Source organism: Pseudomonas sp. PSKL.D1, from assembly GCF_028898945.1.
Classification (GTDB): domain Bacteria; phylum Pseudomonadota; class Gammaproteobacteria; order Pseudomonadales; family Pseudomonadaceae; genus Aquipseudomonas.
This window is the reverse complement of the sequence record NZ_CP118607.1, coordinates 2,961,156-2,977,441: the sequence shown is the minus strand read 5'-3', so window position 1 is coordinate 2,977,441 and position 16,286 is coordinate 2,961,156. Positions and strand designations below refer to the sequence as shown.

General features: G+C 64.7%; 15 protein-coding genes and 1 pseudogene. 12 read left to right on the top strand and 4 right to left on the bottom strand.

Annotated features, from left to right (window positions below):
• Window positions 1-129 precede the first annotated feature (129 nt).
• Both PVV54_RS13280 and PVV54_RS13275 read right to left on the bottom strand, forming a co-directional pair.
• Window positions 130-2,040, bottom strand: a complete 1,911-nt coding sequence (locus tag PVV54_RS13280) for a sigma-54-dependent Fis family transcriptional regulator (protein WP_274905682.1) — start codon at window positions 2,038-2,040, stop codon at window positions 130-132.
• Between the two features lie 114 nt (window positions 2,041-2,154).
• Window positions 2,155-3,483, bottom strand: coding sequence for an MFS transporter (locus PVV54_RS13275; protein WP_274905681.1), 1,329 nt, complete (start codon window positions 3,481-3,483; stop codon window positions 2,155-2,157).
• Window positions 3,484-3,646: 163 nt separating this feature from the next.
• On the opposite strand from PVV54_RS13275, the gene PVV54_RS13270 reads away from it, so the two are divergent.
• From PVV54_RS13270 to PVV54_RS26605, 6 genes and pseudogenes are all read left to right on the top strand, one after another.
• Window positions 3,647-4,744 carry a sugar diacid recognition domain-containing protein gene (locus PVV54_RS13270; protein WP_274905680.1) on the top strand — a complete coding sequence of 366 codons (1,098 nt, stop codon included), beginning with the start codon at window positions 3,647-3,649 and terminating at the stop codon, window positions 4,742-4,744.
• A 110-nt stretch (window positions 4,745-4,854) separates the two neighbouring features.
• Complete coding sequence (locus PVV54_RS13265) at window positions 4,855-5,994, top strand: glycerate kinase (protein WP_274905679.1); 1,140 nt, start codon at window positions 4,855-4,857, stop codon at window positions 5,992-5,994.
• A gap of 253 nt (window positions 5,995-6,247) precedes the next feature.
• A complete protein-coding gene (locus PVV54_RS13260; RefSeq protein ID WP_274905678.1) occupies window positions 6,248-6,472 on the top strand; it encodes a hypothetical protein in 225 nt (74 codons plus the stop codon).
• Entirely contained in the window at window positions 6,469-6,687 is a 219-nt protein-coding gene (locus PVV54_RS13255) for a hypothetical protein (protein WP_274905677.1), read from the top strand. The genes PVV54_RS13260 and PVV54_RS13255 overlap by 4 nt, the downstream gene beginning before the upstream one ends.
• Before the next feature lie 49 nt (window positions 6,688-6,736).
• Complete coding sequence (locus PVV54_RS13250; protein WP_342456597.1) at window positions 6,737-7,063, top strand: hypothetical protein; 327 nt, start codon at window positions 6,737-6,739, stop codon at window positions 7,061-7,063.
• Between the two features lie 41 nt (window positions 7,064-7,104).
• A pseudogene (locus PVV54_RS26605) lies at window positions 7,105-7,245 on the top strand (DUF3304 domain-containing protein); the annotation flags it as partial.
• 58 nt (window positions 7,246-7,303) lie between these two features.
• Here the strand turns inward: PVV54_RS26605 and PVV54_RS13245 are convergent.
• Together PVV54_RS13245 and PVV54_RS13240 are read right to left on the bottom strand one after the other, a co-directional pair.
• Window positions 7,304-8,491 (bottom strand): MFS transporter, encoded by a 1,188-nt coding sequence (locus PVV54_RS13245; protein ID WP_274905675.1) that lies wholly within the window; start codon window positions 8,489-8,491, stop codon window positions 7,304-7,306.
• Between the two features lie 23 nt (window positions 8,492-8,514).
• A complete protein-coding gene (locus PVV54_RS13240; protein ID WP_274905674.1) occupies window positions 8,515-9,894 on the bottom strand; it encodes a 3-deoxy-7-phosphoheptulonate synthase class II in 1,380 nt (459 codons plus the stop codon).
• A gap of 296 nt (window positions 9,895-10,190) precedes the next feature.
• On the opposite strand from PVV54_RS13240, the gene PVV54_RS13235 reads away from it, so the two are divergent.
• From PVV54_RS13235 to PVV54_RS13210, 6 genes are read left to right on the top strand one after another with little or no spacing between them, the layout of a single operon-like run.
• Complete coding sequence (locus tag PVV54_RS13235; protein ID WP_274905673.1) at window positions 10,191-11,507, top strand: AMP-binding protein; 1,317 nt, start codon at window positions 10,191-10,193, stop codon at window positions 11,505-11,507.
• Window positions 11,504-13,219, top strand: coding sequence for a prenyltransferase/squalene oxidase repeat-containing protein (locus PVV54_RS13230; RefSeq protein WP_274905672.1), 1,716 nt, complete (start codon window positions 11,504-11,506; stop codon window positions 13,217-13,219). Before PVV54_RS13235 ends, PVV54_RS13230 begins: the two co-directional genes overlap by 4 nt.
• A gap of 9 nt (window positions 13,220-13,228) precedes the next feature.
• Window positions 13,229-13,636 (top strand): hypothetical protein, encoded by a 408-nt coding sequence (locus PVV54_RS13225; RefSeq protein ID WP_274905671.1) that lies wholly within the window; start codon window positions 13,229-13,231, stop codon window positions 13,634-13,636.
• Window positions 13,633-13,917: an acyl carrier protein gene (locus tag PVV54_RS13220; RefSeq protein ID WP_274905670.1), complete on the top strand. Its 285-nt coding sequence runs from the start codon at window positions 13,633-13,635 to the stop codon at window positions 13,915-13,917. Before PVV54_RS13225 ends, PVV54_RS13220 begins: the two co-directional genes overlap by 4 nt.
• Window positions 13,914-14,909 carry an acyl-CoA synthetase gene (locus tag PVV54_RS13215; RefSeq protein WP_274905669.1) on the top strand — a complete coding sequence of 332 codons (996 nt, stop codon included), beginning with the start codon at window positions 13,914-13,916 and terminating at the stop codon, window positions 14,907-14,909. Before PVV54_RS13220 ends, PVV54_RS13215 begins: the two co-directional genes overlap by 4 nt.
• Window positions 14,896-16,281 carry an amidase gene (locus tag PVV54_RS13210; protein WP_274905668.1) on the top strand — a complete coding sequence of 462 codons (1,386 nt, stop codon included), beginning with the start codon at window positions 14,896-14,898 and terminating at the stop codon, window positions 16,279-16,281. The genes PVV54_RS13215 and PVV54_RS13210 overlap by 14 nt, the downstream gene beginning before the upstream one ends.
• Window positions 16,282-16,286: the final 5 nt, after the last annotated feature.

The following is a 16,286-nucleotide window of genomic DNA, read 5'->3' as shown; positions in this document are numbered from 1 at the left end:
CAGGCGGCACGTTCATTGTAGGAGCGGCTTCAGCCGCGAACACCGGCAAAGCCGGTGCCATTCACCGCGTTGGATTCATCGCGGCTGAAGCCGCTCCTACAGGAAACGCGACAGCACAGCCAAGGCCCGTTACCGCCTCAAGTTAGGCTGCACAACCCCCAGGCGTTTCATCTTTCGGTACAGCGTCGAACGCGACACCCCCGCGGCCTCTGCGGCTGCACTCATGTTCCAGCGCTCACGGGTCAGCAGTGCCACCAGGTGCTGCGCCTCGCTGTCAGCGCACTGTTGCCCCAACAGCACAGGCGGTGTAGCCACCGGAACAGCCTTCAACTCCTGCGGCAGGTCTTCCTTCTCGATCACCCCGCCTTCAGCCAGTGCAACCGCCTGACGCAACGCATTGAGCAACTGCCGCACATTGCCCGGCCATTCATGCGCCATCAGGCACTGGCGGGCCTCTGCGCTCAGGCGTAGGCCATCAGCGCCGGGCAACCCAGCCAGCAGGCCCTCGATCAACTGGCAACGGTCGCTGCGTTCACGTAACGCCGGCAAGTGCTGCTGCATGCCGCAAAGCCGGTAATACAGGTCTTCGCGAAAACCCTTGTTGGCAATCATCACCGGCAAGTCCTGGTGGGTGGCTGAAATCACCTGAATGTCCAGCAACACCGGCACCTCACCGCCCAGGGGCACCAGCTCCCGTTCAGCCAGCACCCGCAGCAAGCGCGTTTGCAGGTGCGCCGGCATGTCGCCGATTTCGTCCAGGAACAAGGTGCCGCCATTGGCCATTTCCAGCTTGCCCTTCATGCCCTTGCGGTTGGCGCCGGTGAAGCTCCCGGCGCGGTAGCCGAACAGCTCGCTCTCGATCAGCGATTCGGGAATGGCCGCGCAGTTGAGCGCCACAAAAGGCTTGGCATGGCGCTGGCTGGCCTGGTGCAGGGCACGGGCAAAGGCTTCCTTGCCGGTGCCGGTTTCACCGGTCAGCAGGATGGCGATGTCTTTGTCCAGTACCTTGCGCAGGCGGCGCACACCGTCTTGCAAGCGGGCATCCTGGCCTGCCAGCTGTTCAAGGGAGGGGTGCCGTGTGGCAACGGCCTGCAAAGGTTTGGGTGGCGTAGGGCGATAACCCGCAGGCACGCGCAGGCCCACATCCAGCATTTGCCCGTTGAGGTTGTGCAACCGGGTGCCGCATGCGCCGCCCCGGGTCAGGGCCAGCAAGCGGTCGACATCGGCGGGCAGCAACTGATCAATCGCCATGCCCGGCAAAAGGGGTGGGTGGGCCAGGAACGCCGCACGATTGGCCCCGATCACGCGGCCTGCCTCGTCCAGTGCAAGCAATTGCTCGGCGGCCAGGTCGGCCAGGTCGTCACGTGGCTTCAGGGCCAAGGTCAGGTGGCCACGGAAGCGCTGGCGAAAATGGGCATTTTCGATCAGCCGGGCATACAGCGTGACCAGCTGCAAGGTAAGGTGCTGGGCCTGCTTTGGCCCCTCGTTGTGCAGGCAGGTAGCGTTCAGGCAGCCCAACAACTGGTTGTGCGCGTCGAAGATGGGTGCAACCGAACAGCTGAGCTGGGCGTTGGCGGACAGGAAGTGTTCCTGCCGGTGAATGGTCAGCGCCTGCTGGGACGCCAACGCGGTGCCGATGCCGTTGGTGCCGGCGATCGATTCATCCCAGCGCGCCCCCACGATCAGCCCGGAGCGCGTGTAGCGCTGCTGGTCACTGGGCAGGCGTGCATCCAGGGTAATGCCGTCGGCGTCGCTCAACAACACGGCAAAACCGGCGTCCACCACGCGACGGGCCAAGCCGCTGACGCCCTGGCTGGCAATGGCCAGGTAGGCTTCGTGCTGCTCTTGATGCAGGCGGATTTCGCCAGCGCTGAGAATGTTGTCGACAGGGCACAGGTCAGGGTCCAGGCGGTGCTGGTTGATGCTGCGGTACCAGGATTCGGCGATGACGGGCTCGGGCTTGAGGCCACGGCCAGCGAAATGGCAGTCAACGAAGGCGGCCAGCTCCCGGGCGCGGGATGCGGCGGTGTGCGCGGTCATGGGCGCTCCACGGTTTCTTGTTATGGGTGTGGAGAAACCTTAGCTGGTTTTTCTGGCGACAGGCATCGCCAGTGCGCGCGCAAGCCCCTTGGCAGAGGCTTGCCCGCAGGCAGGTCAGTTGGCGCGTGCGGTGCTCAGTGCACCCGCACGGGTCACCCGCAGGGCCACCAGGCTACCCAATACGATCAACGCTGCCAGCGAATACAACGCGGCGTCGGTCGAACCGGTCTGGTCCTTGATGAAACCAACCAGGTACGGGCTGAGGAAACCGGCCATCTGGCCCACCGAGTTGATGATCGCCAGGCCCGCCACGGCGGCGCTGGCGCTCAGCAGCGCGGTCGGCATCGGCCAGAACATCGGCAGGCCGGTGAGGGCGCCCATGGTGGCAATCGACAGGCCCAGAATGGCGATGGTCGGGTTGCCGGCAAAGTTCACCGCGATCAACAAGCCGACGGCGCCCATCAGCATCGGCACCACCAGGTGCCAGCGGCGTTCGTTGCGCAGGTCGGCGGAACGGCCGCACAGGATCATGAACACACCCGCCAGCAAGTACGGGATGGCGCTGAGCCAACCGATCAACAATGGGTTGTCGAAGCCCATGTTCTTGATGATCGACGGCAGCCAGAAGTTGATCGCGTACACGCCGCTCTGGATGCAGAAATAGACGAAGCCAAACGTCCAGATCAGCGGGTTGGTCAGCACGGCCAGGATACCGTCGCCCGTTGTGGCTGGCTTGCTGGCGGCATCGGCCTGCAGGTCGGCTTCGATCAGCTGGCGTTCAGCCGGGCTCAGCCAGGCCGCTTTTTGGTAGCCATCGCTCAGCAGGCCGATGGCCAGCACCCCCAGCAGTACGGTTGGCAGGCCCTGGATCAGGAACATCCATTGCCAGCCGGCCAGGCCATGCTGGCCCGCCGCGAAGTGCTCCAGAATCCAGCCTGAGAACGGCCCGCCGAGCAGGCCCGACACCGGGATGGCCGACATGAACAGCGCCATGATGCGGCCACGGCGGTCGGCCGGGAACCAGCGCGAGAGGTACAGCACCACACCCGGGAAAAAGCCGGCTTCGGCCGCACCGGTGAGCAGGCGCAGGGTGTAGAACTCGGTGGGTGTGGTGACAAACAGCAAGCAGGTGGAGAGGCTGCCCCAGGCGATCATCATCGCCGCAATCCAGCGCCGCGGGCCAAAGCGGTTGAGCGCCAGGTTGCTCGGCAAGCCGCAGAGCACGTAGCCGATGAAGAAAATGCCGGCACCGAGGCCGTACACGGTTTCGCTGAACTTGAGCGCATCGAGCATCTGCAGCTTGGCGAAGCCGACGTTGACGCGGTCCAGGTAGTTGAACAGGTAGCAGATGAAAATGAACGGGATCAGCCGCAGGGTTATGCGCCGGTACAGCGCGTTGCGGGTGATGTCGTTGCCTTGGTCAGGGGCAGGGCTGTGTGCCATGATCGTGATCTCTGTTGTTATGGTTGTCGCCGCGTCGCCTGTGCCGGCGCTCGCCCTGAGGAGTCTCGGGGAGTGCGACGCGCCTGTCTTTGTGCTTTTGCACAGCGTATGGTGCAGGGCGCTGTGCCCAAGTACAAAACCTAACGCTTTCAAGGATCGCTGAATGTTCGAACTGGACCATGATCTGGCGCAAGAGATCGTCGATCGCGCGATGGCCATCCTACCGTGCAACGTCAACGTCATGGACAGTCAGGGCTTGATCCTCGGCAGCGGTGAGCCGGAGCGCATCAACACTCGCCACGAAGGGGCTCAATTGGTGCTGGCCAATGGCCGAATCGTTGAATTGGACGCGGAGGCCGCGAAATGTCTGAAAGGCGTGCAACCGGGTGTCAACTTACCCTTGCTGCTTGATGGCAGGTTGATGGGCGTGTTGGGCCTGACCGGCGACCCGCAACAGTTGCGCACCTATGGCGAACTGGTGCGCATGACCGCCGAAATGCTGCTGGCCCAGCGCCACTTGCAGGTGGAGCAGCAGTGGCGGCGCCAGCGCTGTGATGACCTGCTGGCCTTGTTGCTGGGAGGCTCAGGCGATTCACCACGGCTGCTGGACGAAGCACAGCAATTGGGTTTGAAACCCCAGTTACCCAGGGCCCCATGCCTGTTCGAACTGCGTGCCGGGCCACCGGCGGAGGCGTTGGCCGCCTGGCTGATGAGCCGATACCCGGACAGTTGGTGCGTCAGCCCGGCGCGTGATTCTTTGCTCTGGTGCCGCCCCGTGGCGCAAGCCCTGGACGAAGAGCGCCTGATTGAACGCCTGCAGCGCCACGGCTGGGAGGTGGAGCGCTTGGCGCTGGGCAGCCCGGCGCAAAGCCTGGACCAGTTACGCCGGGGCTACCGCCGCGTGCGCGACTTGCTTGCCTATGGGCGCGAAGTGTTGCCTCACCAGCCATTGCTCAGCCTTGCCCGCTACCGCCTGCCGGCATTGCTCTGGCGCCATCGCAATGAAGATGCGCTGGATGAGCTGCTGGAGCCGTTGCAACGTATTCGTGCCAAGGATGCCAGTGGGCAACTGCTGGCGACCCTGCGCGCCTGGTGTGCCCATGACGGGCAGAGCCAGGCCTGTGCCGATGCGTTGGGCATCCACCGCAACAGCTTGCGGTACCGGCTGGAGCGTATTGCGGAGTTGGGGGAAGTCGACCCGCTGCGGCTCGAAGGCATGCTCACGTTGTACCTGGGTTTGCAACTGCTTCGCGCCGACTGAACCCGCCAGCAGGCATTTGCCCAAACCAGACAACGTGCTTTTGTGCATCCGACCGAGGCTGCGACGCCTGACAACTGTCAGCATGCCGCCATCAGGACAGGAGAACCCCCATGAAAATCGTCATCGCCCCCGACTCGTTCAAGGACAGCCTCGACGCCGCCGGTGTCGCCCGCGCCATCGCCGCAGGCCTGGCCGAAGCGTTGCCGCAGGCTGAGCTGGTCGAATGCCCCATGGCCGATGGCGGAGAAGGCACCATGGAGGCGATTCTGGCTGCCAGCCAGGGCGAACTGCGCCGCCTCAAGGTGCGCGGCCCCTTGGGCGAGCATGTGGAGGCCGGCTGGGGCTGGCTGGCCGACAGCCGCACCGCCATCATTGAAATGGCCCAGGCCAGCGGCATTCAGTTGGTGCCCAGTGAACAACGTGATGCCTGCCGCAGCAGCACCTGGGGCACTGGCGAGTTGATTGCAGCCGCGTTGGCCGCCGGTGCACGGCGCATCGTGCTGGCCATTGGGGGCAGCGCCACCAACGACGGCGGCAGTGGCATGTTGCGGGCACTGGGCCTGCGCTTGCTGGATGCCGACGGCCAGCCGCTGGAAGAAGGCGGTTTGGCCCTGGCACGCCTGGCACATATCGATGCCAGCGACCTGGACCCACGTTTGGCCGAGGTGCAGGTTGAAGTGGCCGCCGATGTCGACAACCCGTTGTGTGGGCCGAACGGTGCATCGGCGATCTTCGGCCCGCAAAAAGGCGCGAACCCCGACCAGGTGCAGGCGCTGGACCAGGCGCTGGGCCATTTTGCCGACCATTGCGCGCGGTTGCTGGGTGAAGATGTGCGCGAATTCCCCGGCTGCGGTGCGGCGGGTGGGATGGGCTTTGCGGCCAAGGCGTTCATGGGCGCGCGGTTCCGCCCGGGCGTTGAGGTGGTGGCGGAACTGGCCGGGCTGGATGCGTTGGTACAAGGCGCGGACCTGGTGATTACCGGGGAAGGGCGGTTCGATGCCCAGACTCTGCGCGGCAAGACCCCCATGGGCGTGGCTCGGGTTGCCAAGCGCCACGGGGTGCCGGTGGTGGTGCTGGCCGGGACCTTGGGCGAAGGCTACCAGCAGTTGTATGCCCACGGCATCGACGCCGCCTTTGCCTTGGCCAGTGGGCCGATGAGCCTGGAGCAGGCGTGCGCCAATGCCGCCGAATTGCTGCAGGCGCGGGCCAGCGACATTGGCCGGTTGTGGCACTGCGCTGGCGCCCTGTAGGAGCGGATTTATCCGCGAAGCAACCGACGCGGTTTATGGCACCGGCTTTGCCGGTGTTTGCGGCTGCAACCTTTTGAACAAATTGCGTGACGGCCGTAGCAGGTAATTCACTTACTGCCAGTCGCTGAAATTTGCATCTTTCGTTGGCTTTATTTACACCATTTGTAGGAAAGATCTATTTTCTACCGCAAGGGTGGTGTGACCGGGAATCATGCGCCAAGGTTTCGGACTTCACAGGAGTGGAGTTCAGAAAATGTCCCATGGCGCTTTCCCCTTTTTCGACCATAGCCAACACAAACTCGCCATCCAGGGCGATGAGGCCAACCTCGGCCTGCTGGGCTTCAGCGGCGAGGTATGGCTCAGCCACCCCTTCACCTATGGTGAAAACTTCCCGCTGTCGGGTGCGGTGTGTGACGGGTGCTTGAAGCGCGCGCAAGCGATGGCTGTCGGGTTCCTACAGCAGGAGGCACGCGGATGATGGCTCAACACCTTGCCGACTGGCTTCACCTGCTTGAAGGCACGTGCTCCGTAGCAGGTATTGCACACTTGGACCTGATCATCGACCAAGCGGCCGGCAAGCAGCCGTTCCTCGCTGGTGTGCAAGGCATGGCACCGGCAATGCCTTGGCGGTCGTTGTTCGATGGCCTGCCGGAGGAAAGCGCAATCGCGCTGGCCCCTTGCTGGTGCGGGTAGACCTGACGCAGCCGCTGCAGCGGCACTGGCCGCTCGGCTTGGGCACTGCATGCAGGCGCTCAACGGTGGCCGGCTGGGGTTGCTGCGTTTCTACGACCCACGGTTGTTCCCCGTGCTGTTCAGCCATGTGCTGCAACCCGAGCAGTGCGAGGGAGTTGGGCCTGTCGCGTTGAGTGATGCGCAGGTGGACATCCTTGGTTGTGCCGCCGATGCCACTCGGGCAATTGCGCAACAGGCGATTGCCTTCCCCCTGCAATGGGGGGCTGAGCAACGGTTTCAGGCCTGTTACCGGGGCATGCTCGAGGCGTGCCGCGAGGGGTTGCTGGTCGATGTAGAGCGCGAGGCGTTTGTCTCGGAGCAGGTGCGCGATGTGTGACCGGTCGATGTGGTGATTACAGAGAGTCGTGTCATGAATACGAAAAGGTCTGCGGGATCACCCTGCATTTCCTGCCCTGTGACGAAGTACAGGCCACCACCTCCTGCTACGCCTACGGCACCCCCGAATACCCGATCAAGACGCCTCTGCACCTGCCGGAGCCAACCTCATGCCCGCATTAACCCACCCGCTGCACTGCGAGGTATCGAGATGAAAGCGGGCCGGGGCAGGCCGAGCATCCTAGCGCTGCAGGCCAGACCTCAGCATTGAGGCACGGCCTTCGCTGGCTTGGGCCTGCAACACACCCAGTGCCAGCAAGGCGCAGGCTGCACCGGTCAGGGGCAGGTAGGCCAACCCTACCTGATGAATGCACCAACCCCCCATGGCTCCACCCAGCGCCGTGCCCAGATTGAAGGCGGCAATGCTCACCCCCGACGCAATCCCTGTCGCCTCGGGCGCCAGTTGTTTCGCCAGGCCGAGCAGGCGCAGTGTCGACAAGGTCACGATGGCAAAGAAAAGCCCGCCCAAGGCCCCCACTAGCGATACAACGGCCCAAGTCTGCGCCCGCGCGAGGTACAGAAGGACCAAGTTAAGTACCAGCAGCACCAAGGCGACCTTAAGGCAACGCACTACCTCGTACCGATCAGCCAAATGACCAGCCAGCAGGTTGCCGACCAATGTGGCCAAGCCGAACATCAGCATGGCCAGGCTTAACAGCGGGACATCGCCATGCGTCACCCGCAGCACGAACGGCGACACATACGTCAGGAAGGAAAAGGTCGCCATGCTCACCAGCATGGCAAGGCACGCCGCCGCCAGCAGTGGCCACTGCCACAGCGTCGCCAGCCCGGCCATCCGGCTGCCGTCGACCAGCATGGGTGGCGGATGGCGAGGCATTAACTTCAGCAAACCGAACAAGCTGCACAGACCCAGCAGTCCCAACCCCACGAAGATCGCTCGCCATGACCACAGGCTACCCAGCAACGTGCCCAGCGGCACACCCAACGCCAGTGCCAGAGTAAGCCCCAGCCACACCAGTGACAGGGCACGCCCGGCGCGCGCAGGGTCGACAAGCTTCACGGCCACATCTGCGGCCACGGCCATGAACATGCCGTGTACCAGGCCGATACCCAAGCGAATCAGGTTCATCGAAACCCACTGTTCAGCACAAGCGAAAGCGAAGCTGCCCGTTGCCAGCACCACTAACGCCAACGCCAACGATGTACGCTCGCGCTGGCCGAGCAGCCATGCGGTCAGCAGCGGCGCACCGATCGCGGCCCCCAGGGCATAGGCCGCCACCGCCGAGCCCGCTACCGCCGCACTGGTGCCGAGGTCTTCGGCCATCGCCGACACCAACCCGGCCACCACAAATTCCGACAGCCCGAAGGTGAAGGTACACAACGAAAACACATAGATGACGATTGGCATGGACACAGGCCTTGGCTTCATGGTCATGCGCAGTGCCGCCATGCATCGACATCAAGGCTGATGCGCAGCGCCAGTTCCAGCGCCTGGTCACGGTTAAGGCGCGGGTCCACCTGGCTGAGGTAATGCTTGCCCAGGTCCGCCGGTTGCAGCCCCGCCGCGCCGCCAAGGCATTCGGTAACATCATCGCCGCTGGCCTCCAGGTGCAGGCCGCCCAGCCAGGAGCCGTGGCGGGCATGCACGGTGAAGGCGTCGGCAATTTCGCCGAGGATGTCGTTGAACAGGCGGGTCTTGGTGCCACAGGGCAGGGTGCGGGTGTTGCCGTGCATGGGGTCGCACAACCACAGCACCTGCGCACCTTGCGCCTGTAACGCTTCAATCAACGGCCCAAGGCGCTCGTGCAGCAGGTGCGCACCCATGCGGTGGATCAGGGTGAGGCGGCCCGGTTCATTATCGGGATTAAGCCGTTCGACCAATGCGTTCAGCTGCGACGGGGTGGCGTCGGCGCCCACTTTGACCGCCACCGGGTTGGCCAGGCCACGCAGGTACTCGACATGTGCACCCTCCGGCTGGGCCGTGCGCAGGCCGATCCAGGGCAGGTGGGTGGCGAGGTTGAACCAGCGGCCATCTTCGTCTTGGCGGGTCAGCGCCTGCTCATACCCCAACAGCAGCGCTTCGTGGGAAATGTATACCTCCCGATGCAGGAAAGCGCCCGGCTGTGAGCCGGCGAGGGTGCGCATGAAGCGCAGGGTGCCTTGCACCTCGGTTAGCAGCGCCTGCAGCCGATCGCGGCCTTGGGCCAGGTCAAGCCAGCGCAGCGACCAGTGTTCGCCATGCAGCAGCTGGTCGACACCGGCCATTTGCAGCGCATGCAGGTGTTTCAGTGTCAGCGCCGAATGGGCATGGGCATCCAGCAAACGCTGTGGGTCGGCCCGGCGCGCTTCGGCGGTAAAGGCGGGGCTGTTGACACTGTCGCCGCGATACACCGGCAATGCCACACCGTCATGGGTTTCCATATCACTGGAACGGGGTTTTGCATATTGCCCGGCAAGCCTGGCCACCTGCACCACGGGCAGTTGCAGGCCATGCATCAACACCTGGCTCATCTGCTGCAGCAGGGCAATCTGGCGCCGGGTCTGGGGCAGGTCGTTGTGGTCGAAGCGCTCGGCACAGTCACCCAACTGCAGCACAAAACGCTTGCCTTGCTGGGCCTCGGCGAGCATGGCCTTCAGGTGCAGTGTGCGCTCGGCGGTGACCAATGCCGGTTGCAGGGCCAAGGCATCCAGCACCAGGGCCAGCGCTTGCGGGTTTTGATAAGCCGGTTGTTGCAGAGCTGGCCAACTGCGCCATGAATCAGGTGCCCAGTGCGTGAGGGCATTCGCCGCAGTGGCAGAAGGGGGGTACATGGGTGTCTCTCCTGAGAGTGTCGTCGCTCGGCCTGCCGGTGCGGCAGGTTGAGGCGATAGTGCGCAGGGCGCGGATCAGGAGGGAAATACTGTTTGTATCTTTGTCTGATATCCCCCCGGAAACAGGGCGGGAATCCACAATATTCGCAAGAAAAGGACTGCCGGGCATTCAGAACTTGGATCAAAAGCCCCCGAATAATACTTTGTAACTATTACTAGCGGCTTAAATTAAGTATTTTACGAAGCCCCACCCCCTCGCCAATCCTCTGCTCAGTTCAATGGAGAGGGGCGAGTCGATGTTGGTTCACAGCGACCAGGAATACGGCGTACTGAAGGGCGCGGAGCGCGAGCTTCAGCAGCAGGGGGGGCAAATCCCCGACGCCACGTTTTATGAACGCAAGTTGCAGGCGGTATGGGGCCGGGCACTTGGCAGCGCACAGTACGCCGGTGTGGGTACTTACAGTTTCACCACGTTCAACCAGTTGCCACTCACACCCAAGGCGCTGCTTAAAAGCCAGCCACTTGAGTTCTGCACGGTGGCACTCGGTGATGCGGCCAAGTACTACGCCACCACCGGCACCACGGGCGAACCCACGCCAACACCCCGTGTGAAGGGCGACATCATCTGGAACGCCGTCAGTGTCGCCAGCCACTGGCGCTCGGTACTGCGGCCAGGCGCGCGGGTAGCCAACCTGATGCCATCGGACATCGTGCCCGTGGGCGACCTGATCGCCAACGTGTGCGAGTACCTGGACGTTTCCCACGTGCGGCTGTACCCCTTCACCACCGGTATTACCGATTGGGAACGGGTATGCAAAACGTTCGACACCTACCGCCCGACCGTGCTGTTCATTGCTCCGGGCGTGCTGGTGCAGCTGACCCGCTACTTGAAGCAGCGTGAGTTGCTACAGGGCTTTGCCGGTTCTGTACAGGCCATCATGCTGCTGGGCGAGGTCAACACCCGGCCATTCCGCCAGCGCCTGGCGCGTGAATGGCAATGCGAAGTGCTGGATGCCAGTTATGGCAGCACCGAAACGGGCACGCTGGCCGCGGTGGGCGAGGACCGGCAGATGCGCCTGGCCACCGCCACCAACTACTTCGAGCTGCTGCTGCCGGACGGCAGGGTTGTCCCACCTGCCGAAGGTTTGACAGGCCGCCTTGTCGTCACCCCGTTGAACCTTTACGCACGGCCGCTGCTGCGGCTGGACACCGGCGACAGCGTGACCATCACCGCGCCCTGGGCGCCGGGGCTTGCCAGCCCGAGCCTGCTGATAAACGGCCGGGACAGCGACAGCATCACCGTAGGCGGGGCCAGCCTGGAAATTCGCGCCGTTGAAGAAGTGGTGTACGGCACCTGCGATGCCACCGGCTATGTGATCGAAGTGGACCGTGATCACGACACGGCTTCGTTGATCCTTGAACGGGATGTGGGCTGGGACCAAAGCCAGGAGCCCCAGTTGCAGGCGCGTTTGCACGCGCGCTCCGAGCAGCACATCGGCCTGCGCTGGAGCCGCATCCTGTTCGTCAACAACCTGTCGGCCATCAACAAAAGCGGCGCCTCGCAAAAAAGCTGGAAGAAAACCAACCTGCGCTTTGTCGGGGGCCAGCCATGACGCCGCCCCGTTTCCCCGCCGGGCAGGGCCTGGCCAACGGCCAGCCGGACTTGTGGTGCACCTACGCCGCCATTCGTAGCCTGGCCTGGGTCGAGCGCCTCGATGGCGCCGACGTGCCGGCGCTGCGCAGCTACATCCAGTCCCGGCGCAATCGCGATGGCGGCTTTGCCTGGAGCAAGGGCATGCCGTCCGATGCCTGGGCGACGTTCTATTGCACCGAGACGCTGAACGACCTGGGGCAGGCGGCGGAGCAGCCCGAGCAGACTGCCCATTGGGTTCATACACTGTTCGATGGTGACGCCTACGCCATGTGCCCGGGCCAGACCGCCGATGTGTGGGCCAGCCACTACGCGCTGCGCACGCTGGTCGAGGTATGTGACAGCACACCACGGGATACCGAGGCCTTGTACACCTGGCTGGATGGGTTGCAATGCGCCAACGGCGGGCTCAGCTGGTCTGCCGATTTCGCCCGGCGCAACGTCGCGGACACCCGCGCCTGCTTCTATGGCGTAATGGCGGCACGCGCCCTGGCGCGCCAGGGCTTGCCAGCGCCGAAGTGGGACATGGCGCGGCTGGTGGGCTGGCTGCAGGCGCAGCAGATGGATTGCGGCGGCTTCCGTTTCAGCGAAGCTGCGCAGGTGCCATGCCTGTGGGCAACCTACCGCGCCACGGCCAGCCTTGCCGCCTTGCAGGCACAACCCTTGGCGCGGCAGCAGTGCGCCGGCTGGATCGAATCACTGCGTGGGCCGACCGGGGCTTTCGTGCGCTGGGCCGGCTATGACGGCGAAGATGTGTGGGCGGCATTCTGCGCCGTAGGCTCGCTCAAGGCGCTGGGTGAACCGGTCACGCACCTGGCCGACGGCGTGGCAGCGTTCATCGCGACATTGGCGATGCCCCAGGGCGGTTATACCTACCGGCAGGCCAGTTCGGCCGCCGATGTGCTGACCACGGCAGCGGCAGTGCTGGGCGGTAACCTCACGCTGCAACAGGCCGAAGCTGCGCGACGCTGGATTGAAGGCTGCCAGATGCCCAATGAGCCGGGGATCATGTACATGCCCGGCCGTGGCGCTGAGGTGCGCTGCACCAATTGGGGCCTGGCGGCGGGCGCATTCGCTGGGCAACCCACGGCCCGCCAGGCAATCGGCCATTGGCTGGCCACCCTGCAAAACCCCGACGGCGGCTTCGGGTTCTGGGAGGGGCGCGGCTCGGACATGGTGTCCACGGCGTCGGCGGTGGCGATCCTGCGCCACCTCGAAACGCCCGTGGGCGTCGATCTCAAGGCACTTGAAGGCTTTGTGGCCAGTTGCCGGCACGCAGAGGGATATGCCGGGTATCCGCGCGGCGAAACCTCGCTGCGCGCCGGGCTGCAAGCGCTGGGCTGCCTTGCTTACCTTGGCCACGATGTGCGCGAAAGCGCAACGCAACTGATGGCGGCACACAAGGTGCGCCAGGGCGGTTTCGCCAATCAGGGCCAGCGCATTCCCGATTTGCTCAGTACCTACCAGGCCGTGGCCCTGGCGGCACACCTCGGCTTGCCGGTGGATATGCCACACCTGCGTTTTTTCCTCGACAAGGTGCGCAGTGACGCAGGCCTCGCCTGGTCGCCGTTGTTCCTGCAAGGGGTGGACGCACTTTCCACCTGCCTGGGCCGACTGCTCGACGCCTTGGCCATAGGCCAGCGTCAGCACTTGCCGATGCTGCAGCTTTCATAAGGACATGCCATGCCAACCATCACCGTAGCCTGTGCGCCCCTTGAAGTCCTGGCGCGCAAACGCCTGGCCCTGGCGCTGACCCGCCAGCTCAAGCAACTGGGCGCCGAAGCCGCCCATTGCATGGTGTTCTTCAGCCCGTTGCCCGAGGCCTGCGTGTTCAGTGCAGGCATGCCGCTGCCCACCCTCGACCGCAGCGGAGTGCCCGCGCAGTTCTACCTGCGCGTCACGCTGGATGCCGCCCGCGACGCCAAGGCGAAACAGGCGTTGGCCGAAGGCCTGCACCAGTGCCTGCGCAGCCAGTACCCAAGCGCATTCATTTATCTGCATTTCGACCCGATCCAGCCCGAGCAGGTGTTTTTCAGCGCCGGCCCAGTGTTGGTGAACGCCGCCCAACCACAAGGTAAGACAGGCTCATGAGCAACCTCAGCACCGCACAACGCATCCGCCAGACCCTCGGCCAGCTACTGGGCGACGACATCAATGCCATCGCCCCCGGTGACAGCTTCCGGGACTTTCTGGGCGAACGCTTCGACAGCCTCATGGCGGTTGAAGTGATCACCGCCATCGAAGGCGCGTTCGACATCGAAGTGGACTACCTGAGCGACGACGTGCGCTTCTGGTTCGAAACCCTGGAGAAGATGGAGCAGTTCGTCGACCAGAAGCGCGAAGACCAACTGACCTTGCAGGCCAGCCTGTGAACGACGAAACCGCCTTCAGCACCTCCGGCTCCACCGGTGCACCGCGCCGCTGGTTGCGCAGCAGGGCGCAAATGGCGTGCGAGGCCTCGCTGATCCTTGGCCGCTGGGCGCCCGGTGTACGCGAGATTCTGGCCTTTGCCCCGGCCAGCCACAGCTACGGGATGATCCTGGGTGAAGTTGGCGCACAAGTGATGAACGCACGGCTGCAGGCGTGTTCTCTGGAGCAGCATTGCCTGCCGACCCTGGACGGCGACGGGCCCTGCGCGATCCTGGCCATCGCCAGCACCTGGCGGTTACTGCCTGCCTTGCTGGCCCGCCTGGCAAACCAACGCCCCGTGCTGGTGATTCACAGTGCATCGTTGCTGCCGCCGGATGCCTTGGCCGTCGTGCGCCAGCATGCCGGGCCGCAAGTGCGTTTCCTCGAACTGCTGGGTTCGACCGAAACCGGCGCCATTGCCTATCGCGAACTGGGCGCCAACAGTACCGCAGACCAACCCTGGACCTTGCTTGACGATGTCACGCTGCTGAGTGCGCCGGGCCAACCCTGTGCGCTGGAAGTGGCCAGCCCACGTATCGCCCGGGAAGAGGGCCACGCCAGCGCCGCTGCCCGGCACTGCTGCGAGGACCAGATTCAGGTGCTGGATACGCGCCGGTTCCAGTGGTTGGGCCGGGCCAGCAGCCTGATCAAGGTCAACGGCCTGCGCCTGGACCTGGCGCGCCTGGCCAGCGACCTGAGCCAGCGCCTTGAGTGCCCGGCGCTGGCCTGTGTGGCGGTGCGCGATGCCTTGCGCGCCGAGGCGTTCGAAGTGCTCTACAGCTCCAGCACCCTGAGCGAGCGCGCCGTGCGTCAAGCGTTCGATCACCTGCCACCGGGCCACCCCCGGCCGGTGGCGATTCGCCGCGTTGCCGATTTGCCGTTGTCCGCCACGGGTAAGCCCCAACCGTGGGCTGCCTCAACCTCTGTCAAGGAATACACCCATGAGCCACGCTGATACCCAGGCCACCATCAACCATTACCTCGCCCACTGTGGCGCGGATGCCAGCCAGGGCCGCGAGCAGCCGGAATACCTCGGCCTCGGCCTGCGCAAGCGCCACCAGCTGTTGCAGGGCAACCCCGCCCTGGCGGCGGAATGGGCGCAGCAGTACGCGCACTGGAGCGTGCATGCCGACAGCCACTACCGTTGCCTGACCAGTACCCGTGAAGCCGAGGCACCGTGGTATCGCCTGGGCGTGAAGGACACGGTCGATGTGGCCGGCATGCCGACGCGGCTGGGGTTGCGCAGCTATCGCCACTACCCGCAACGCAGCGCCGAGGCGCTGACGTTCCTCGACCCGCGCATCGCCCTGACCTGCAAAGTAGCCACCACCGAGCTGAACATCGCCTTCGGTGCCGGGTGCCGCAACCCGCATTTCCCCACCATCGACCCGTCCGGCTCCAGTACCGGCTCCGCGGTGTCGGTTGCGGCCGGCTTGTGCGACATCTCCTTGGGCACTGACGTGCTGGGCTCGGTGCGCTGGCCGGCGTCCCACTGCGGCATGGTGGGCCTGCGCATGACCCAGAAGGCCGAAAGCCTGGCCGGTGTGTTTCCGCTGTCGCCGCGCATGGATGCGCTGGGCTGGGTAACCCGCAGTGCTGACGACCTGGACCTGCTGTTCCCGCTGCTTGGGCTGGAACCGTTGCTGGGCGAACAGCAACCGCTCAAGGACCGCTACCGGGTCGGCCTGCTCGAACACGCGCTGGACCCGGCCCTGACCAGCCCGGCCATGCTCCAGATGCTGGCCCAGGCGCGCGGTGCTTTCACCGATCTGGGCATGGCCCCGGCCGAAGTGGCCATGCCCGACCTGTGGGCCTGCCGTGGCGATGCCTGGCAGCTGTGTGCCCGTGATGCCTGGCTGGCCTCGGCCGCCTGGATGCGCCGTTTTGATTGCGAGCTGCACTGGTCCACCCAAAGTGCGCTGAAGGTGGGCGAAGGCGTGAGCGACAGCGATTACCAACGCATTCAACAGCGCATGGACCGCGTGCGGGGCGGCATCGACGCCTGGTTCGAACAGGCCCAGGTTGACGTGGTGGTGTTCCCCATGGACCCGAACCGGCCATTCGACCGCCGCAACCCACAGCCCGGCGACTCGACCATCCCGTCGCCAGCCGAGCCTGGCTACGACCAGAAAATCAGCTTCACCCCGCTGGCCAGTTTCAGCGGCCTGCCGGCCATCACCGTGCCGATTTGCCTGAGTGCCGACGGCCAGGCGCCGCTGGCGATCCAGATCATGGGCCGGCGCGACAGCGAGCAGCAGTTGCTGGACATCGCCAAACGCGTACAGGCCACGGTCGGCCTGCTGCAAACCCGCCGTCTTCAGGTGTAAGGAGC